This window comes from Paenibacillus faecis (assembly GCF_008084145.1).
GTDB lineage: Bacteria > Bacillota > Bacilli > Paenibacillales > Paenibacillaceae > Fontibacillus > Fontibacillus faecis.
The window spans coordinates 238,570-258,960 of sequence record NZ_VSDO01000005.1; the positions used below are offsets into that span (position 1 = coordinate 238,570).

Below are 20,391 nucleotides of genomic sequence, written 5' to 3' on the forward strand. Positions count from 1 at the left end.
GGACGCCAACTTTTATCGAATGTATTAAGAACAAGTTCGGTTGATGGAGGTGTTCCGATGAGTGTCGCATTAGAGCTTTTAAAGAGAAATAATGAATATCCGATTGTGTTTATCGGTTCCGGAATGTCGAAGCGATATCTTCAATCCTTTCCAGGATGGGAGGAATTGCTCAAACAATTCTGGGACCAATTAAACACGGGCAAAGATTTCTACGGATTCTTGAGTACACTGAAAAGACATATGTCAGAAACAACTTCGGACACGGAATATGATGTGGATTTCTTGACGAATATTCAAGCCGGATCGGAGATTGAAGACCGTTTTAACGAAAAGTTCTTTCATCAGGAAATAGAAATTCCAGGGTTTGATACCGAGAAAGCCTACAAATTTGATATCTCGCCATTTAAAATGGCCATTGCCCATCAATTTTCATCCTACCAGGTAAAGAAAGGGATGGAAGAGGAATATGCGTCCTTTAAAACCTTCTTGAATAAAACACAAATTGTCATTACAACAAACTATGATACATTTATTGAGGATTCCGTTAATTCAGTTAATCCCCTTGGGATGAAAAAATATATCGGCCAAAAGGGGTTCTTTGAATCCACCTATGGATGGGCCGAAATTTATAAAATCCATGGTTGTGCAACAAATCCGAAATCGATCGTAATTTCTAAAGCGGATTATGCGCAGTTTTCGAAAAATTCCATTCTCATCAGCGCCAAGATCATTTCGTTGCTCCTGCATTCGCCAATTATTTTCTTTGGCTATTCATTAACCGACGGAAATGTACGGAAAATATTGCGGGACTTTTCTTCGTCGCTGTCGAAAGAGGAACTCAAACGATTAGCTTCCAAAATTATCATTGTGGAATGGGAGAAAGGTCAGACGGGAATTGTCGAACAGACCTTTTTTGATACGGATTTAGGTTGTGAGTACACGGTACTTCGAACCGATAACTATAAACTGCTGTATGAAATTCTGTCTGAGATTGATCAAGGGATCCATCCTTCGGAAGTGCGGAAATACCAACATGTTATTAAGCAGCTGATCCTTGATCGAGGCAAAAAAGGAAGTCTAAACACGCTCTTGGTATCACCTGAAGAATTGGAAGATATCGAGAAACGAATTGGTGATGAAAAACTGGTTGTTGCGTTAGGAGATACCACCTATATCTTTCAAATGCCCGACCTTCTCACATATTTATTTGATTATTTCTTTGGCGGCCGTTCCATTCATACGGATATTGCGCTTCGCTTTATTGCGAGTCAAAACAGCAATTCACGGATTCCGTTTATTAAATATGTTGAGGGGATTGATCTCGATAAAACCAATCTTCACCCCGTTGAAATCGAGAAAATTAACCAAAGAATAGCGAAATTTACCGGTCCGCAAATTTGTTTGGATTCAATTAATCCATCCAACCGAATCAAGGCAGATTCGTTAAAGGAAATTTTGGAACAACAACTGAAACCGGATAAAGAATACGATCTTATTGCTTATAATGCGCCGAAATTGGACAAGCAGGAAGTAGGAACGTATTTGAAAGAGAAGTTGGAGAAATTTAAGGCTGATGGGATTAGAAGTGTGTCTACATCGATGCGGAGATTGCTTACGATTTACGACTTTATTGAAAATAAATAGAGACTGACGCCGAACCCACGGAGTGGATTGCCATCAGCCTCTTGAAGCCTTATTAGTATCATCATTTTACCACGAATGTATGATAAAGACAACAACTAACTTAACGGAGCAGAGCCATGGCTGAACTGAATTTGAAGCAAATTGCGGATAAATTGAATAAGGAATTTACGGGAGAATCCCGAAAACTGGTGTTCTGGTACGATGACCAAGGAGAGTTTGCCGAGGATATTGATGCGCTTGAGTTGCAAAATGCCAAGGTGTATCGTTTGGAACCGGACAACCAGTTCTACACTAAGTACTTTCTGGAGCGGTTAGATCGAACGACAAATTACCTCATCTATGCTCCGTTTCCGAAACCGCCTGTAAGGGACAATCATTTGGCTGATACGGTCAAGTATTCGAAACAGTTTTATGCCGATCGTGCCTCCTTGCTCGCTGTTGATCTGGGCATCGATGAGAAGCACAAGCCGATCATCCAAAAATATATCAAATTTTTCGGAGCTAAAGACCGCACCCGTCGCTTCTATGACCTCGAGATCGAAAATTTCACAGAGGATGTCATCGAGATCGCCTTGATGAGCGCCTGTTGTAAAACCCGGACCGTTTCTTTTGAAGAAGTGTTTCGGGTTGTGCTTACGGATGATGATCTGGAGCAGAACAAGTTTTTGGCCGAGTTTGATAAATACGATCTTCTGCCCGCTTTTTGGCGGCTATGTGAACAACAATTCGGTTACACTGATTCGGATCCTAGCTTGGAAAAGCTGGTCCATACATTATTCATAACATATACGGATCGATATATGGAAGGAGAGCTGCCTAAGGCTTGGGTAAGCCTACTTTCCTATAAGTCCGGCAACATCATTGCTTTCCTGGACAATTTGATGAATAGTGTGCTTTATCGAGAACGCTATCGTGAGCTTTGCGGTCAGGTGGCCGAAGCCCTTCGGGTGGAAGAAAAGTTTGCTTCATTAGATCCGGAGGTCCTGGTTGATTGTGAAACCTTTGCGGTCATTGATCGGTTTCTTATCCGCTGGATTGCAGGACGTTTATTGTCTGAAGACTCAGGTGCAAAGCTGGGCAGTTTGACGATTCCTCAGCTATGCGAGCAGCGAATGAAAATGCATTTCGGCGATATTTATAAACTGCATTATGAACTATTGATTCAGGCATGGCATCTGATTGGGCATGCGAACTACAATTGTTCAAATGATGTCCACGGAATCGTGAATCAATATCTTCGAAACGATCATCGGTTGGATTCTTATTATCGTTGTTTCTACGCTTGTTATGATCGGATTGAAGACAATGCAGAATTCGAAGCGTTGCGTGATTTGGTGGAGAACATCTACAGCAACGAGTACTTAGGCACCCTTCTTCCCAAGTGGAATGCAGGTTGGTCTCAAGGAGAACTGATGTCCGTTCTTCCATTGCAGCGCCAGTTTTACTCTAAATATATCCGGGATGTGAAAGATCGGGTTGTAGTGATCATATCCGATGCGATGCGCTATGAAACGGGTCGGGCGCTGTGGAGTAAATTGCAGGATGATAAGAAATGTACGGCAGAGATGGCAGCCATGTTGAGTGTACTTCCCTCATACACCCGACTGGGAATGGCGTCGCTCCTCCCTCATAAAACGCTTGAGATCACCGAAGATTATCGTGTATTGGTGGATGGCGCAACATGCGACGATTTGAAGCAGAGGGAAGCTGTGCTGCAGAAAGTTAGCCCGAATAGCCGCTGTGTCCAGTATGATGATCTCAAGTCCATGAAACGGGATGCTGTACGCCAGCTGTTTGCCGGCATGGATGTGATCTACGTATATCACAATCAGATCGATGCACGAGGAGATAAGCTGAATACGGAGAATGAAGTGTTTTTTGCTTGTGAAGAAGCCATTGATGAGGTATTTGGATTAATCAAAAGATTAACCGAAGATGTTAGCGCCACGAATTTTATCGTTACCGCAGATCACGGATTTATATACAAGCGGGACAAGCTGCAGGAAAGCGAAAAGATTGCGGGTGTTTCTGGCAAAGAGTCATTCGTGAACCGCAGGTTCATGATTTCGAAGAACGCCGTTCAGGAAGACGGAATCGCTTCCGTGCCGCTGAGCATGATCCTTGGCCATGAGGATCCAAAGTTTGTTTCTGTTCCGGTCAGTTCCCATGTATTCAAAGTAGCCGGCGGCGGTCAGAACTATGTTCATGGCGGGTCTTCGCCGCAGGAGATGATTGTTCCGGTGATTCAAGTCAAGACCGAGAAGGGGCATAAGGAAACCCGTCCTGTTCAGATTATGCTTGTCAGCATGGTGCAAAAGATTACAAATTTGATTACCACGCTGGATTTTATTCAATCGGATCCGGTCAGCGATGTCGTAAAAGGAATGAGCTACAAACTCTATTTTGTATCCGAGGACAATGAGAAAATATCGAACGAGAATACTTATGTTGCGGATAGCAAAGATACCGAACCGCATAAGCGGATGTTCCGTCTGCGTTTTAATTTCAAAAACCAGCTTTACGACAAGTCAAAGCCATATTATCTCATAGCGATCGATGATAAAAATGTAGAAGTGCTTCGGCATCCCGTAGTGATGGATGTTGCGTTTGCCAATGATTTTGGATTTAATGTGTGAGGCAGGGGATCAAGATGAATGAAATTTCTGGCCGATTAGAAGGTGAATCCGGGCTCATCGATAAGTTGAACACTTACTTTGCCGGCAAAATTGTCCGTAAAGATTTAACCAAGAAAATCAAAGAAGGCGCCAACGTTCCGGTATATGTATTGGAATACTTGCTCGGCATGTACTGTTCCTCCATGGATGAGGAGGAGATTGAAGCCGGTGTTCGCAATGTGAAGAGCATTTTGGCGGAGAATTATGTTCGCCCGGATGAAGCACAGAAAATCATTTCCAAACTTCGGGAAAAGGGTAGTTACACGGTAATCGATAAAGTATCCGTCAAATTGAATTACAAGAATGACGTATACGAAGCCGAATTTTCCAATCTCGGGATTGGAAACGTACCGATCGGGGAGAAATATGTCTCCCAGTATGAGCGCCTACTCGCTGGTGGGATCTGGTGTATTGTTCAGATGGAGTATTTCTATGACGAAGCGGATAAGAACCGCTGCCCGTTCATCATCCGTAAGCTCGATCCGATTCAAATGCCAAGTCTGGATTTGGAAGAGGTCAAGGCAGCGAGAAGCTATTTCACGGACGAAGAATGGATGGATGTGCTCCTGAGAAGTACGGGCATGGAGCCATCCCAGTTCACGAAACGGGTGAAATGGCTGCATTTGGCCAGACTCGTTCCGATGATCGAGAACAACTATAACCTGTGTGAACTGGGACCAAGAAGTACGGGCAAGTCCCACATTTATAAGGAAATCAGTCCGAACAGTATCTTGGTCTCCGGGGGGCAGACGACGGTAGCGAATTTGTTCTACAATATGGGGAACAAGACGGTGGGTCTGGTCGGGTTATGGGATTGTGTCGCTTTTGACGAGGTGGCGGGAATCAAATTCAAGGATCAGGATGGAATTCAGATCATGAAGGATTACATGGCGTCCGGTTCGTTTGCCCGCGGCAAAGAAGAGAAAAATGCGTATGCCTCGATGACTTTTGTCGGCAATATTAATCAAAGTGTAGACGTGATCCTGAAAACATCGCATTTATTTGATCCGTTTCCGGCCGCTATGGCGAATGACACCGCATTCCTTGACCGGATGCATTGCTACATTCCAGGGTGGGAAATCCCGAAATATCGGCCGGAGTTTTTTACGAACGATTATGGCTTTATTACGGACTATTTCGCGGAAATGATGCGGGAACTGCGCAAAATATCTTATGGCGATGCATTTGATAAGTACTTCAAACTGGGCAACAATTTGAACCAACGCGATGTTATTGCCGTAAGGAAGACCGTTTCCGGTTTGATCAAACTGGTCCATCCCGACGGACGTTTTACGAAAGAAAATGTGGAGGAGATACTCCGATTTGCGCTGGAAATGCGCCGTCGGGTGAAGGAACAGTTGAAGAAGATCGGTGGAATGGAGTTCTATGACGTGAACTTCTCCTATATCGATCAGGAAACATTTAATGAAGAATACGTCTCCGTTCCCGAGCAGGGAGGCGGCAAGCTGATTCCGGAAGGGATGAATAAACCGGGACATGTCTATACCGTGTCGCACGGCAAGTCCGGGATGATTGGCGTGTATAAACTGGAGACACAGATGACGGCGGGAACCGGTAAATTTGAAAAGACCGGGATCGGTTCCGATCGGGAAGCAAGAGAAGCCGTGGATACTGCTTACCGATATCTGAAAGCGAATGGTCGAAATATCAGTGGATTATTGAGTACAACAACGAAAGATTACCTGATGCATGTTCAGGATCTGAACGGCATTGGCATGACCAAATATCTAACTTTACCTGCAGTTGTCGCTATCTGTTCTGTTGCTCTTAATAAGCCGATACTTAGCAGTACCGTTATTCTCGGCGATTTAAGCATCGGCGGCACGATTATCAAGGTAGAGGAGCTCGCCAATACGCTCCAGGTCTGCCTTGACAGCGGCGCTAAAAAAGTACTGGTTCCTATTACGTCAGCTGTTGATCTCGGAACTGTCCCCTCTGAGCTGATCGGCTGCTTTAATATTATTTTTTACCAAACGGCTGAAGATGCGGTGTTTAAAGCTTTAGGGGTGGAGTAAATGGAGAAGTTGGAGCGTATATTGACCGAGCTTGAAATGGAATTGAAGTAGTAGCCTTGCCTTGAACAAAAAGTATAACGCTTAAAATTAACGTTTCATAAATGCTTGAAAAACCGAAGGTTCTTATTAGAACCTTTGGTTTTTTTGCAGCAGAACGTGCATTCGCTGACAACATCACGTCGCTTCAGAATGCAATAATCGAATTAAATATTTCAATTTATAGGAGGTTCTCTTGATGAATGTTTTGCTTAAAAGAGTTCAAACCGTGTTTTTTGTATTATTCTTGCTATCACTCTTTTCAGTACTAATCGGCTGCACAGCGGAAACCCCGGTGGTAGTCAACCAAGATCAAGATTCGAATACATCTTCCACAAATGAAAAAGAAACTTCTCAAGAACAAACCGCTGCTCCTGAGGATACCATCTTCGCGATTGGAGAAAAAATTGCGCTTGGTGATAATGTTTTAACTGTGAATGGCTTCGCTAGATCACAAGGAGACAATGAATTTGATACTCCCAAAGAGGGACACGAGTACATTATCGTAGAAGTTACCATTGAAAATGGTGGGTCGGAGACTATTTCATATAATCCCTTCGATTTCACCATGCAGAATAGCCAGGGGCAGATCCTGGACGGAGCATTCACCTTGACCGAGCAAGATAAGCAATTGAGTTCAGGTGAGTTAGCGCCCAAAGGAAAAGTCAACGGTGTAATAGTTTTCGAGCAACCCAAAGGGGATACGGGTCTTCAGTTAATTTATCAACCCAATTTCTGGAATGATGGAAAGATAAAGATTGAAATAAAATAGTGCGAAAAGCGAAGTTCTCCCTATAACCGTCCTAGCATATACGTAGAAGCGTTATAGTGATGATCAACAGAAATCGGGTTTGCAAAACAATCTATTGATGATTCAAAATGGAAATCAGTAGGGGGATCGTGAGATGAAGGAACAAGATGTAAACCAAAGCAATTACAAAAGGCATGATGAGGGGGACCCCAAAACGATTAAGCTGATTTCGACGGTAGAGCGTAGGGTAGTTAGCAGGGAAGGTTACTCTGAATACGGAGATTTTTGGCTCCACCCCGAGGTGGAGGAAGAAGAGGAATTCAAGAGCAAGACCCGAGATTTGGTGAATTGGTTAGCCAGACAGGACCTACCCGAAGTCGGGAACTTTTACGCAGATTCGGATATGAGGAGACTGAACTTAATTAAATACTTTAGTGCGTTATTCTGGATTAAGCCCGATTGGATGTTTATCGGTGAGGCGCCAGGGGTTCATGGTTGCGTAAAGACGGGGATTCCCTTTACTTCGGAACGATTGATTCAAGAAAGACGACTGGAGCGTCATTTTCCAGGTACCCGATTTGTAGTGGAGGGCAATAAATCCGAAGCTTCGGCAACTGTTGTTTGGGGGGCGGTGGATCGGTTGTCAAAGCCACCGGTGATGTGGAACGCGTTTCCGCTGCACCCTAGGAACAAGAATGGGGGAAATAGGACTCCAACTTCTGCTGAACTGGAGATGGGGGCGTATGCACTTTCGACGGTTATGGACTTGTTTCCGGGGATTAAGGTTATTTCCGTAGGAAAAAAAGCAGAGAAGATCTGTAAAAAAAATGGAGTGCGAACAGCAGGGCACTTAATACACCCTTCTTTTCATGCCAAGGAATTCCGCGAACAGTTTGAGACGTATTTCTTCAACTAGCAATAGGAATCTATTATGCTTGTACGAGAAAATATTTAACACCATTAGCTTGTACCTTGATCAGTTGGCGATACCTCGATATGGTCAGCGTAAGGCAAAGGAATGGCATTTGGATGCGTCGTTCGACTAGAGTCCCAGATGCAGGAGATCAGAGCGTTTATCGATCAGGTGAAACCGTACCGGGATGACGTGCTTCCAAGTTTATAGCAGATCAACCTGATGTTCGGCATGGAGGCAGATTTTTTGTCGGAATGTGCGCCTCATCAGTTTGGGAAGTGCTTCCCGCTATGCTGGAGATGTAGTGCTGGATGGAATGGGCATCCATTTTATTGGCCGGTACTAGTCGCACCTAAACATATGCAAACTGTAGTGTTTGCAAATTACCTATACACAGACTGAACATAGGGAGGATTACAGATGGATATAAAGCAGCGGCCAAAGACATTTCAACTAATACAAAATTCGTTTTCTACCTTGCTACTGGATGCCATTCAGTATTTTCCTGCAAACAAAAGACGATTTCAAGGTGAGACACATGGCCTGTTATTTGGAGTAGGGAAAGATGATGGTATGTTAGAGTGTGACTACGTGTTTCCGGTTGGAAATGTAAAATCACGAACTCCCGATACTATAGAGAACGATCCAAAGATAGACTTAGCTATAACGAGTGCACGCTCCTTATTGGCCACATCCAAATATGTGGGGACCTATCACAGCCATCCTAATAAAGAGTACTTTTTTGAATGGGCATATCCCAGTAATATGGATATATCATTTGCTAAATACGTGAAAGATCCAACCATGATAATTATTGCTCTGACGCGGTCAGGTAAACTTAAGCAAGAGCTTCAACTTGAAGTAAGGAAGGATCGGGCATATCAATTTAGCTTTAATTCTAAACTTGATGGTCATGACCTTCCGGATCAGGTGGAACTAGGGTATGATATCAGCTACTTGTTTGGTAGCTTTCTAGAATATACGTTTGAGATGCGCGCATACTCTTATAATAGCAAGAGTTTGTTAAATATGAATCTTCTTTCCTCAGAAGCCGAGCTTTTAAATCAGCTGGGCCAATACAAAATAAAAGTAGATACACTTTCTGCGTCTGATGTTTTTCGTCTAAGAAAGATAGAATATAACCTACGAGAAAATAATGAGCGACGTGGGAAGAATACAGAATATCATCTAGAGCGATTAAAACCTATGGATAAATAGTAAAAAGCATCGTTTCCCGACATCTCCACGTTGGGAGACTTTTTTCAATTTGCAGGATATTGTTGGATACTGACGAAGACACGAAGTAGGACTATTTCGAGATGAATAAATTCATTATGAAGAACGTATGTTTCCTGACATATATATGTCCAGTCATTAATTTATAATTTAAGAGGACAGCAGTTGAGAGGAGATGTTTTCATTGCAAACAGTAGAGCTGAATGAGGAAATTCTTAAATCTAAGGGCTGGGCATACCAATTTGATTTGTCTGTTTTAACTGACCTAAATGAAGACACCATTAACGAGCATATTAGAAATGTATATTTATCAGCACTCCAAGCCCTTTCCAAGCAGAAATCGAAAAAAATATTAAAGGGTCCATTTTATATTTGGATTTGCCAGAAAAAGCTTTTGGGAGATCAAAATCAATTTGTGGATGGTTTTGCGTTGATTGTAACCCCTTTTTATAAAGAAGTGGCTGGCAGAGATGTGGACCCGATTGTTGAGACAATGTGGCAGCATAAAGGATACATTCGCATGGAATCTGCATTCCCAATCTTAGAAGGTGCCGTTCCCCTTTGTGTTTTTGAAGACTGCCAGGCAATGCCTATTGAGTTGGATGCTGCATTGCTGTCCAGGCTGAACGAAATATTCGAGGAACATCAATATATGCTTTCGTTGGTCAATCCGGGAATGACGTTAAGATCTAATCCTTACGAATAATCCATACATAGGGAGAGAGCTTAAATGGTGAGAGTATCTGCATTTCAAGAGAAACTTAGAGCGTTGAATTCTTTAAAAGGAGAAGACGATGAAGAACGTTTTTTCACGACTATTTCGGGTGTTAAATAGCAGCAGCGGCCATCCTCACGAAGACTTTTTGACAGAAGTGTTCGCTGAACTTCTCTGTGATCAGGAGATGATGATAGATTTTCTCGGAAATGTATTAGAAATTCCAGTGCAGGAAGTGAAGTATTCATCCATTCAAACGCAGGTAACTTTTCCGGCTTTGCCCCATCATCAGATGGATAGCCGTCCGGATATGGTAATTCGATTTTACGAAGGACAGGAATCTTATGTATTGTTCATCGAAAGCAAGCTAGGCTCTCCGGAAGGAACAGACCAACTGTCTAGATATGCGGATCATCTCGGCGTACTCACTAATCAAGGAACGAATTGTTACTTAATTTACTTAACTCAATATTTTGATGAAAAGGATGTATCCCTCATATTAGCGAATCAAAAAAACGTAGTTTTCAGGCAGAAGCGGTGGTTTCAAATTTTCAAGTGGGTTAAGCAACTGGAGGCGAAGAACATCTATGCGTCCAAAGTTTTGGATTATATGGAGGAGATCGGATTGGAAGATAATCGGCAGTTCACGCCTGTTGACGTATATGCTATTCAAAATATGAATCGGCTGCAACGCATGATGGATGAGTGCATGGATGGAGTAACAGACGGTGTGATGACCGAACATTTCGGTAAGGCGATTCAGCAAAACAACCGTCACACCCAGTTAAAGTACATGGAACGGTACGTTAAAGCTAGCGAGCAGGAAGGTCGAGCCACCGAGGTGGTTGTAGGGTTTTATATAACAGATGAAGATTATCCCTTCGTTTCTGTCGTTTATGAATTCTGTCCACGACGCTGCCCAGACGTTCCTAAAGTAGTGGCTGCCATGCAGAATTTTATGGCTGCACATCCGGACTGGAGAACTTTCAATCTAAACACTGACGCAGAATGGCAAGGGATTTCCTGTGACCGTAGGCTAATCGATTTTCTTCATCATGAGGATCACATCAACGAGATTCAGAAGTTTTTCCTGGAAAAATTAAAAGAGCTTCATGAGATCAAAGTTAAAAATCCTGATTTATACTGGAAATAACCATTCGAAGTAGCATGAGCATAAGAATATCGCCTTGACCTTAATCTTCCAGGGCACTGAGGCAACAAAATTCGTCCTATTTAAAGAAGAATATCGCCAGCGATATCGGATGGGGGCTTATTGTTTAAAGCCGGGTGGGAATGGTCAAGGATTGGAGAATAAATTAGCCCAGATATTATTGAAAGTGGATATGTGATCGAGAGCAAATCTAAATTTACGAAACGGTGGCTGGCAAATGATGCGATACAAACAAAAACTGATCGACTTTTTATGTGCTTTTTCCAAGGTAATGATCAGCCTCTCGGAGTTGGAGCAAGCGTTCCGAGGCGAGCAGATTGACTATGAAACATTTGCCGAAATCGTATTGGAGCTTGAAAATGAGGGAAGTCTTGGAGCGGTCAAGTCACACGGCCGGAATGGAAAGCAGCTATCGTTGGCCTATCATTACCGCATAAATAAGCGGCTGCTGCAAGGAGAGTATGTTCGAGAACTGCATCAGTGGAGCACAAGACTGCACCCTGACATTAGTCTGGATGCTTACTATCGCCTCAGCCCAGACATATGGCGTGCGGACCTGCCTTATATTGAACAGATCGATGCGTATTTAAAGCGGGGATCGAGGCCAACACGCCAAGCACCGGCTCCCGAACGCAGTTATGAGCTTGTTCAGGACGAGAAGTGGATTACGGACCACGGAGGACAAGCCTTGTTGGAGCGTCTAGGCATATGGGAGCAACTCCAGATTGTCCCGGTTAGCGATCCCTTGATGTTAGCGGTCAATCCTTCCATCGGATTTACCAGCAAGAACCACCTGCATCTTATTGTTGAGAACAAATCGACATTCCAAGGGCTGGTACCAGAGCTTCCGGGGATGGCCTTCTCCTCCTTGATTTTAGGCTATGGCCGGAAAATTGTAGGGAACCTGGGGATGCTCAGTCTGCAGTACCCGGTTCAAAGCGCAGACCATGAACTTTACTATTTTGGAGATATTGATCTGGAAGGAATTATGATCTGGTACGACCTTCATGTGAAGTTCGGGGTGAAGCTAGCGTTGCCCTTCTACCTGGCATGCTTAGACAAGCCTTCGGCTAGAGGGAAGCAAAATCACCGATTAAATGAAGAGGCTTTGCACGCCTTTATAAGTTTTTTCAACCATGAGGAAGCCAATCGGATCAATGCCATGCTGGGTGAGGGATGTTATATCCCGCAAGAAACTCTGAAAAGTGAGGAATTGATTCGAGTTGGGAGGGAGACCGTATGGAGTCAAAAGGGATACCAATCGAATTGAATGACATACTGTCTGGCTTCCAAGAACGAATGGGCAAGCTTGCCCTGTTTGATCCGCTGTTCGAGTTGAGTCGGCAAAGGAAAACAGATCGTGGTGGGAAACAAGTGGCGATGATGGAATTGGGGCTATTGACGCTGCTGTTCTTCTTTGAGAAAAAGCTGATGCGAAGCCGGAAGACCAGTGTGAAGGAACTGGTCGGCTTTCTAGCCGCTGTTCTGGAGGACAAGTATGATCTCGACCAAGAAGAACTGGATGACATCGGACGAAGAATCATCCATGTGTTTCGCCCTTCCTCCGGACGGAAGCGGGAGTTTTCTTTTTTTCATTTGGGAACAGGGCAAGAAGGGGTTCATTATACGTCGATTTTGCGTACTGATTCGTATGATGTAGCGACCAATACCCAATATTACGCATTGGATGAGGATGGTCTCGAACTGGTATTTGCTACTAAGGAGTTTTACTTGGAGTTTCAGTTGTCCATCCATCAGCTTTTGCTGCGCAAGCAGTTGGAAAAGGGGGAATTTCAGGGAGCACTGCGCCAAATCGATGAGATGATGATCGATGTGGAAACCTTACAAGACCGAATTGTCTCTTTGGAGCATGAAATTAAGCGAAGCATTGTTTCTGAAGAAACATTTGCCCGCTATCGCTCTCTTTTAGAGGATATTTATCTCAGGCTGAAACGGGAAAATGAAGAATTTAACGAGCTCAGGGATTTTGTAAGGGAAACGAAGGATCGGATTTACGCTGAACGGGAACTTATGAAAAACCAACGGCCCTATGAGTTTATCGTTCGAATCGGTATCGAACTAGAAAAAGTGCACAACGAACATACAAGACTGCTACAACAAAGTATGGAACTGGAGAGCAGCGCTCTTCGCGCTGCCAAAGAGTCACTCTATTACACGGGGATGAATGCGTTTAACTTTGAGCAAGATATTGCATCATTCCTATTCGGCACTCCCTTGCCAATTGAGGCGATGAAGGGAGTGGTAGCCCCGTTCTTGCATTTGGAACAGGTCAGGGTATGGTCGCCTCTTACGGTATTTGCCAAACAACAGCTTTCGGGACATGATGATGGGTCTGTTATTGAAGAAAGTCTTCTTGCTCTGGATGAGGAAGAGGAGAATTTTTCTTATCTGCGGAAGCGTAAAGAGCGTCTAGTCCAAGTGGTAGAAGCTCTTCTGCGTTGTTATGAGAAGTTAAATCGGGATGAAGTCCGGTTGAGTGAATTTATTGCGTATTTGGATCAGGATGAAGCTGCTTATCTCAAGAAGGAACGAGATTTTTACGATTGCTGGATTATATTACATCAACGCAGCCCGATTCATCCGGTTATGGATGAAGTGAAATCCGGGGAATCGGACCAAAATCTTTATGAGGCGATCCGTTCTCAATTGCAGGGGAGAACGCTGATCATTCAGGAGACAGAGTGCATTCTTAGGGTTAATGAGCGTTACTCTATCCAAGAACTTATCATTCGGTTGGGAGGGGACCAGGATGAATTACACCGGTGATGAGGTCATGACTGCTTTCCGCATCTATGCGCAGCTGGCCAGAACCGGGGTAGCCGATAAGGAAAGTTTGCTACAGGTGGAGGCGGACGACCACATCCGAGGGCTTTTGGATCAGTTTGCCGCTGAAGTGGAATGTGTTGTGATGGGAGCGGGTGACCGCTTGATGCTGGTTCCGTTGGTTAGGCTGTCTCCTTTTCATATTACGAATCAATCACTTAAGCGGATGTATCTACGCGGCAATGCGGTGAATGCAGATTTGTACTTGATGTATGTGGCCATTATTGTGTTAATCGGTGCGTTTTACGATAGTTATCAGACTACGGAAGCGACGCGTAATTTTCTTCAGATGGAAGAATGGATGAATATGGTTCAGCAACGGATCAACGGGCTGAAGGAGCATTCCGTAGAGGAATTAAAGGCGCTTAGTCAAGAGTATTCCTACCATTGGGCAGACATTGTTGAGAAGTGGGATGCTATGGATGATGTGAAGGAGACAGCCAAGCGGCAGAGCGGTGCAACCATTAGCCGGATGAGCTTTCTTGATACGGTCCGGAAATTCATGCTCGATCAGGAGTTGGTAAAACAAGTTGGACCCGATGAGTTGGATTTGACGGAGAAAACGAAAATGATCGTGCAACGTTATTTTATGGAGAGAGAATATAATCGTGGCATTCTGGAATTTCTATATGGCCTTGAGCCGAAACGGAAAGAGGAGGCTTAAATCCGATGCCTGTCATTTCGAAAATCCGATTTACGAATGTAATCTATGAGGGCGGAGCCAAGCGCTACAATGATTCCACTTTTTATTTTGACGGTCATAACGGAGCGATAGTTCTGGAGAACGGGGGCGGGAAGACGGTATTCATTCAAACTGCGATTCAGGCTGTGCTGCCTCACAGTGATGTAGCGGGACGGAAGATGAAGGATACGCTCTCGCTTGAGAATGGCCCGGCCCATGTGGCGATTGAGTGGATATTGGCAGATAAACCCCGGCGCAGATACGCTGTTACCTGCGTGAGTTTGTTTATGAGTGCGACCGGGCTAGACTCGTTGCGTTATGTGTATGAGTATTCCGAAAATGACGATCATCGGCTGGGACTTCTACCTTTCACGAAAGAGATGGGCGGCGGAAAGCTCAGAGTAACGGAGAAGGGTGAGATTCAGGAGTATTATCAATCGATGCAGTCGAAGAATCCGCTGGTGGCCAAAACCTTTGATACGATTACGGGGTTTCAGAAATATATTGAAGAGCATTTTCATATCATCCAGTCGGAATGGGAGGCGATTATAAAGGTCAATTCCAGCGAGGGTGGGGTTGAGGCGTTTTTCGATGAATGTAAAACTTCATCCCAATTGGTAGACCGGCTGCTAATACCGACGATAGAAGAATCGATGGAAGGTTTCAAGCAGGGGACCTTTGCAGATTTGTTCCAGGTACAGCGTGAGGGATTTAAGCAGTATAAAGAGCTGAAGGAAAAAATCGAGGAAAATCGGCGTATACTTTCGGAGTTGCACAAGTATGTAGCCGGCTATGAGATCCTGCATCGGGAACAGCTTAAGTATGAGGCGCTGCGGAAGGAAGCCAAAGCTTATCTCGATGTAGTGATGAATGTCGAGCAGGAACAGCAGGCAGAGCAGGTCCGTCTTCAAGCACGATTGGAGGATTGGGAACGAGAGTTCAGGCATTGGCGTAAAAGGGAGGTATCCCTTGCAATCGCCGATGAGAGACTGAAAGCTGGGAGATTGGAGACGGAGTTGCAGGCTATTGGAGATGAAAAAGAGCAACTAGAGGAACAAGCAGCTTCGGCGTCGCGTTACTACCACTCTCTGGAATATGCGGAGCAACGGGAGAAACTTCGGGAAGCGGAGCAGCGGATTACTTATCTGCAGCAGGAACTGGCTAAGGTGGCCCAGTCGCAGGATGAGGAGGAGCTTGAGCAGGCGTGGGAGCTTAACGGCCGGAAGCTTAAAGCATGGTTTGATCGGGAAGAAAAGCGTCTGTCCGAGTTGATGCAGGAGGTGCAGAAAGGGCTTGATACACTGAAGGAACAGAGGCAGGACGGCCTTCGCGAGCGGGATGCCGCTGTTCAGGAGCGGGAAATGCAGCTCCTTCGGATTCGTGGCTTGGATACACAGATTCAAATGATACAAGAGCAGCAGGGCGGGATTGCTCGGAGAATATTGTCCCAGCTGTCCTCGCAAACCGTTGAGCAGCAGATGCCATTGTGGCTCTCTGAACAGCAACTGCTGGAGCAGCAGGGCTTGGAGCAAACGAAAGCACTGCAGAAGCTAGACCGCAGGAAAGGCGAACTGCAACTGGAAGGTAAAGCGGCATCCTCAGATCAGCTTAGGATCAAAGAGGAGCTGACTGAGCTACAGGCTTGGCGGGACCGCTACGAGCAGGAGAATCAACAGGTAAAGGGGACATTGGCTGAGTTGCATTCCTCCTGGGAGCGGATGGCTTCTGTACATGACAAAACGGATTCGATTCGTGAAAAGTTGGCCGACGGGTTAGGGATGAGAATGCGGCAGAAGCAGCAACTGCTTCACAAGGAACGGCTGGCATTCCGCTATGTAGATGATTACGAGGATCAAGAGGAGTTTTTCGCAGATCCTCAAGCCGCAAGACTAGCCGAGCAATGGAGCAACCAATTTTCGCTTTTGGAGACGGGGCTCCGCTATGCTTCTGCTGTGCCGGATTCGTCCGATGACAAGCTGCTATGGGCTGTGACGCTTGTGACGACTTCGCAGGAAAAGCCGCTTCTTATACGTAAGCTTGCCGAGACGGCCGATCAACTGCAGTATCCGATCCGCATCCTATCGACTCAGGAAGCGAAGGAATTGGTCAGTAGCACCCCGGTGGGTGAATCCCCTGCGGAGGCGGATGGCGCTTGGGTGGAGCCAGCCCATTGGAAAACTCTTCACGACCTAGACCGGTTTCAGGAATGGAAGAAGGAGATCATCCGGGAGGCAAAGGCTGCCGAACAGAACAGACGGGAGAAGGAGAACGAGCTTGAGGTATGGCGGGATGCTCAGAAGCTTGCGGAGAGGTTCTTCCGCAGTTATCCTTTGGCTGTCGTGCATGAGCAAGAACAGAGGCACGCGGAGCGATTGGAAATATTGAGGCGACTGGAGCAGAAGCTCGCGGATATCGAGCAGGATCTGCAACAACTGGAACGCAAGAAAGATGAGTTAGGTGAGGCCCAGCAATTGCTTTCCCAGCGTCAGCAGCATGTGGCTTATCAACTGGAGCAAGGGCAGCTCTATATGCTGCTTTCCGAGAAGTCGGCAAGGATTAAGGAAGATTTGCTGCCTGCTCGTGAGACTCTCGAAAAGGCCGAACGTTCGATAAACAGTTGGGAGCGGCGTTTGGAAGCTCTTGAGCGGGAGCTGAATCTGCAGGAGAATCACCATGCTGATCTTCACGGGAAACTGCAACGGCTGCGGGAGGATGAACTGTATCCGGATATTCAGGATTGTCTACCGCTCCCCACGGATGAATCGATTGTTCAGTTGCGCGAGGAACATAAGGGGCTTAACCTGAAGCGGCACCGCATCATGAAGGAGCGGTCGGAACTAGAGCAGGCACTTGAGCATCAACGTGACCGGCAAGTGGAGGCTTCCAGACTGATGGAGCGCCTTGCGGCTGCATATGACGATCTGGATACGGAGCTAGAGCTTCCGTTGCATGTCGAGTCGAAAATAAAGGCCGCATTGGCGGAGCTTCGTACACTGGAGCAGCAGGTTCAGAGGGTCCGTGAAGCGTGGGATCGGAAGGAGCGTGAACTGAGCGAGCAAGAAGTTAGGATCCGCATCCAGCAGGAGCAGTATGAGAAGGAATTTGATAACGAGCGACCGGTTATGTTTTTGGAGCCGCTTAGCCGCGTGCGCGAGAGGCAAGCAAATGAACGACGGCAACAGGATGAAGCCCGCAAAGAACTTGATCGACTTCATAATGTAGTGGAACAAAGATTGAGCGAGACGCGCCGGGTTTTGCAATTGTGGAACAGCTATCTCCGGGTGCATAAGTTGGATGATCCTTTTCTGAAGCTGTCTGATTCGGATGGAGATCTTACGCAAGAGATTGCATATCGTCTGGAGATCGGCAGTCAGGACGTGATCAGGCGCTTGGAACAGCAGCGGGAAGCCATTGGGAAGGAGCGGGACCGAGTTACTTCTAGCCGTCAGAGATTCCGGGAATTCTGTCAGCGACAGGTCCAGGATGTAAAGTTACGGGAGATGGCCGAGCGGGGAGTAGAAGCAAAGGACAATTATGAAGAGCTGCAGGAGTTCGAGGCGATGATGGGGGCAAGTATTCAGAAGGCCAATCAGATCGCTGAACTGCGGATGCAGACAGAGGACCAGAAGCTTCAACAGTTTATTACGCACATACAAGCCCATTTAAGACAGATTGCACAAGAGCTACGTGAGTTGCCCAAGAGGACCCGGGTCCGAACCGAAAGCGGTAATAAGGAGATTTATGTTTTCCATGTTCCGGATTGGGATGAGCAGGAGGGCAAGGAACGAATCCGTACCTATATCGAATGGATCATCTCACAGTTGGAGCACGTCAAGTACCGGGATGTGAATGGAATGGAGCAGTCGGCGGCAATCCGCAAGGATCTCGAGAGGTGGCTGGATGCCAAGCAGTTGCTGCAGAAAGTATTCCAGCAAGGCGCGGCTATACGCATCAGTTGCCGAAAAGTGAATAACGATCAACAGGTGACAGGGGCTACTTATTCCTGGGAGGAATCCAACCGCTGGTCAGGTGGTGAGAAGTGGAGCAAGAACATGACCTTGTTCCTTGGGATTCTGAATTATGTGGCGGAAAAGCGCCAGCATATTCATAGTCAGATGAAACGTCACCGTGCGGTCATTTTGGATAATCCGTTCGGCAAGGCTTCGAGTGAGCATGTTCTCAGCCCCGTATTCTATATCGCTGAGCAATTAGGCTTCCAAATGATTGCTTTAACCGCACATGTGGAGGGCAAGTTCCTTCAGGATTATTTTCCAGTCGTGTATAGCTGTCGCTTGCGTGCAGCAGCTGGCGGGGGAGGGAAGCAAATTGTCGATCCCCAGCAGCAGGTTCAACAGGCGTATTTCCGTGACCACGCGCCGGAATCGATGGACAGGATCGGGAGTGAGGGAAAACAACTGGAGTTGTTTTAGTGAAATTCCATAAAGTAAGGTATCCTACTCATATTGTTCTTGTAGCATGATCAATGCTTGTGGTTGATGCATTGTGCCTGTGGAGTGCTCACTGATGGTCAGGAAGAATTGTAGTTGAGGTGTATTGGCGTATACAGTAACGGAGCGGGTACAGTCCCGCTTCTTTTTTTGAACATATGTTCGATTAGGAGCGGCTATTGACAGTCGTCCTTTATTGTGCCCCTACCCACTGCTTAGGGAAAGTATTATTACATCTATGCTTCTGTTATTGATGAAAACCAAGTTATTTAGTCGGAATTTAAATAACAAAAAATTTGTCCGACCTAGCCTTAAGCTATTGATGTAATTGGGTGTTTTACGTGGACAGGATAGAGGTTCTCGCCATTTGTTCTTACAAATAAGCCGCCATGAAAGGTATTACTTTCTATATCGATACCTTTATAATCCGGAGTAAAATGGAAAGTTATTTTTTCGGTATCCCGACCTGCAATTTTAGCCAAAATATCATGAATTTTGACTTCCTTTGTGTTGATAATATCGAAGATGTCCATGTGGTTGTTTTCTTTCTTATAAATAGCAATAACGTTCTCGTTTTCCAAGTAATAAATATCATCACTAAAAACGTTCAAGCAATAATACATTAATATTCCTTGCGTATAATCCGTTCCCAAACGTTGAGAAACGGGCATTCTCTCTGATGCAAATTTATGAATTAAACGTAAATCGTCTGCTTGACTTACATTTAGTTTTCTAATGCCTTTATGCTCATATTGGCTTGGTATAAAGTCCATTGAAAACAGATGCTCTTCTACTGCCTTAAACCCAAATTTGGGATAAAAGTCAAGAACCGTATTATTAGCAAAGAGATACATGAAATCATACTTGTTCTCATATTCCTCTAAAACCTTGTTCATTAAATTTGCAGACAATCCTCTTCTTTGATATTCAGGATGTGTCATTACGGTTCCAATTTGTATGGCTTTCTTCCTCTCTCCATTCATAATTAATTCAAGAATGTTTACTGAAACATTTGCAATAATCTTATCTCCCTCAACAAATGAAAAGGGAATATATCGTTCGCTCCAAAATCCTTTTTGATACCAATTTTCAAAACTTAAACCAAAAGTGTCGGTAGCAAGTTCGAAAAAACTCTTTCGAAGTGCTTCATTGTTTTTATAATCCTTCGTAAATATAAATTTCTGCATGGTATTCTCCCTTAATCCTCAAAAGTAACTGTCTGTATATTAGTGGTATTATC

At 45.1% G+C, this 20,391-nt stretch carries 13 protein-coding genes; 12 read left to right on the top strand and 1 reads right to left on the bottom strand.

Annotated features, from left to right (window positions below; translation table 11 throughout):
• Positions 1 to 57 precede the first annotated feature (57 nt).
• From FRY98_RS22755 to FRY98_RS22810, 12 genes are all read left to right on the top strand, one after another.
• On the top strand, positions 58 to 1,644 hold the full coding sequence (locus FRY98_RS22755) for an SIR2 family protein (RefSeq protein WP_148456441.1): 1,587 nt from the start codon (positions 58 to 60) through the stop codon (positions 1,642 to 1,644).
• A 116-nt stretch (positions 1,645 to 1,760) separates the two neighbouring features.
• A complete protein-coding gene (pglZ, locus tag FRY98_RS22760) occupies positions 1,761 to 4,280 on the top strand; it encodes a BREX-1 system phosphatase PglZ type A (protein ID WP_148456443.1) in 2,520 nt (839 codons plus the stop codon).
• Positions 4,281 to 4,294: 14 nt separating this feature from the next.
• Positions 4,295 to 6,355, top strand: a complete 2,061-nt coding sequence (brxL, locus tag FRY98_RS22765) for a protease Lon-related BREX system protein BrxL (RefSeq protein WP_148456445.1) — start codon at positions 4,295 to 4,297, stop codon at positions 6,353 to 6,355.
• Positions 6,356 to 6,590: 235 nt separating this feature from the next.
• Positions 6,591 to 7,163 carry a DUF4352 domain-containing protein gene (locus FRY98_RS22770; RefSeq protein ID WP_148456447.1) on the top strand — a complete coding sequence of 191 codons (573 nt, stop codon included), beginning with the start codon at positions 6,591 to 6,593 and terminating at the stop codon, positions 7,161 to 7,163.
• Positions 7,164 to 7,296: 133 nt separating this feature from the next.
• Positions 7,297 to 8,058, top strand: coding sequence for a uracil-DNA glycosylase (locus FRY98_RS22775; protein WP_148456449.1), 762 nt, complete (start codon positions 7,297 to 7,299; stop codon positions 8,056 to 8,058).
• Between the two features lie 417 nt (positions 8,059 to 8,475).
• Positions 8,476 to 9,273 (top strand): Mov34/MPN/PAD-1 family protein, encoded by a 798-nt coding sequence (locus FRY98_RS22780; protein WP_148456451.1) that lies wholly within the window; start codon positions 8,476 to 8,478, stop codon positions 9,271 to 9,273.
• 202 nt (positions 9,274 to 9,475) lie between these two features.
• Positions 9,476 to 9,997 carry a hypothetical protein gene (locus tag FRY98_RS22785; RefSeq protein ID WP_148456453.1) on the top strand — a complete coding sequence of 174 codons (522 nt, stop codon included), beginning with the start codon at positions 9,476 to 9,478 and terminating at the stop codon, positions 9,995 to 9,997.
• 88 nt (positions 9,998 to 10,085) lie between these two features.
• Positions 10,086 to 11,159 carry a PD-(D/E)XK nuclease family protein gene (locus FRY98_RS22790; protein WP_148456455.1) on the top strand — a complete coding sequence of 358 codons (1,074 nt, stop codon included), beginning with the start codon at positions 10,086 to 10,088 and terminating at the stop codon, positions 11,157 to 11,159.
• A 235-nt stretch (positions 11,160 to 11,394) separates the two neighbouring features.
• Complete coding sequence (locus tag FRY98_RS22795) at positions 11,395 to 12,447, top strand: Wadjet anti-phage system protein JetD domain-containing protein (RefSeq protein WP_249043508.1); 1,053 nt, start codon at positions 11,395 to 11,397, stop codon at positions 12,445 to 12,447.
• On the top strand, positions 12,417 to 13,964 hold the full coding sequence (locus tag FRY98_RS22800) for a replicative DNA helicase (protein ID WP_148456457.1): 1,548 nt from the start codon (positions 12,417 to 12,419) through the stop codon (positions 13,962 to 13,964). The genes FRY98_RS22795 and FRY98_RS22800 overlap by 31 nt, the downstream gene beginning before the upstream one ends.
• On the top strand, positions 13,948 to 14,685 hold the full coding sequence (locus tag FRY98_RS22805; protein ID WP_148456459.1) for a DUF6063 family protein: 738 nt from the start codon (positions 13,948 to 13,950) through the stop codon (positions 14,683 to 14,685). The genes FRY98_RS22800 and FRY98_RS22805 overlap by 17 nt, the downstream gene beginning before the upstream one ends.
• Positions 14,686 to 14,690: 5 nt before the next feature.
• Positions 14,691 to 19,133 (top strand): coiled-coil domain-containing protein, encoded by a 4,443-nt coding sequence (locus tag FRY98_RS22810; RefSeq protein WP_148456461.1) that lies wholly within the window; start codon positions 14,691 to 14,693, stop codon positions 19,131 to 19,133.
• Positions 19,134 to 19,462: 329 nt separating this feature from the next.
• Here the strand turns inward: FRY98_RS22810 and FRY98_RS22815 are convergent, their stop codons facing one another.
• Positions 19,463 to 20,338, bottom strand: coding sequence for a GNAT family N-acetyltransferase (locus FRY98_RS22815; protein WP_148456464.1), 876 nt, complete (start codon positions 20,336 to 20,338; stop codon positions 19,463 to 19,465).
• Between the last annotated feature and the right edge of the window lie 53 nt (positions 20,339 to 20,391).

What these genes read in the sequence shown, in the direction of transcription:
- FRY98_RS22755 (WP_148456441.1), top strand. Translation starts at nt 58, where the DNA reads ATGAGTGTCGCATTAGAGCTTTTAAAGAGAAATAATGAATATCCGATT.
- FRY98_RS22800 (WP_148456457.1), top strand. Translation starts at nt 12,417, where the DNA reads ATGGAGTCAAAAGGGATACCAATCGAATTGAATGACATACTGTCTGGC.
- FRY98_RS22770 (WP_148456447.1), top strand. Translation starts at nt 6,591, where the DNA reads ATGAATGTTTTGCTTAAAAGAGTTCAAACCGTGTTTTTTGTATTATTC.
- FRY98_RS22795 (WP_249043508.1), top strand. Translation starts at nt 11,395, where the DNA reads ATGATGCGATACAAACAAAAACTGATCGACTTTTTATGTGCTTTTTCC.
- FRY98_RS22780 (WP_148456451.1), top strand. Translation starts at nt 8,476, where the DNA reads ATGGATATAAAGCAGCGGCCAAAGACATTTCAACTAATACAAAATTCG.
- FRY98_RS22790 (WP_148456455.1), top strand. Translation starts at nt 10,086, where the DNA reads ATGAAGAACGTTTTTTCACGACTATTTCGGGTGTTAAATAGCAGCAGC.
- brxL (WP_148456445.1), top strand. Translation starts at nt 4,295, where the DNA reads ATGAATGAAATTTCTGGCCGATTAGAAGGTGAATCCGGGCTCATCGAT.
- FRY98_RS22810 (WP_148456461.1), top strand. Translation starts at nt 14,691, where the DNA reads ATGCCTGTCATTTCGAAAATCCGATTTACGAATGTAATCTATGAGGGC.
- FRY98_RS22775 (WP_148456449.1), top strand. Translation starts at nt 7,297, where the DNA reads ATGAAGGAACAAGATGTAAACCAAAGCAATTACAAAAGGCATGATGAG.
- FRY98_RS22815 (WP_148456464.1), bottom strand. Translation starts at nt 20,338, where the DNA reads ATGCAGAAATTTATATTTACGAAGGATTATAAAAACAATGAAGCACTT.
- FRY98_RS22805 (WP_148456459.1), top strand. Translation starts at nt 13,948, where the DNA reads ATGAATTACACCGGTGATGAGGTCATGACTGCTTTCCGCATCTATGCG.
- pglZ (WP_148456443.1), top strand. Translation starts at nt 1,761, where the DNA reads ATGGCTGAACTGAATTTGAAGCAAATTGCGGATAAATTGAATAAGGAA.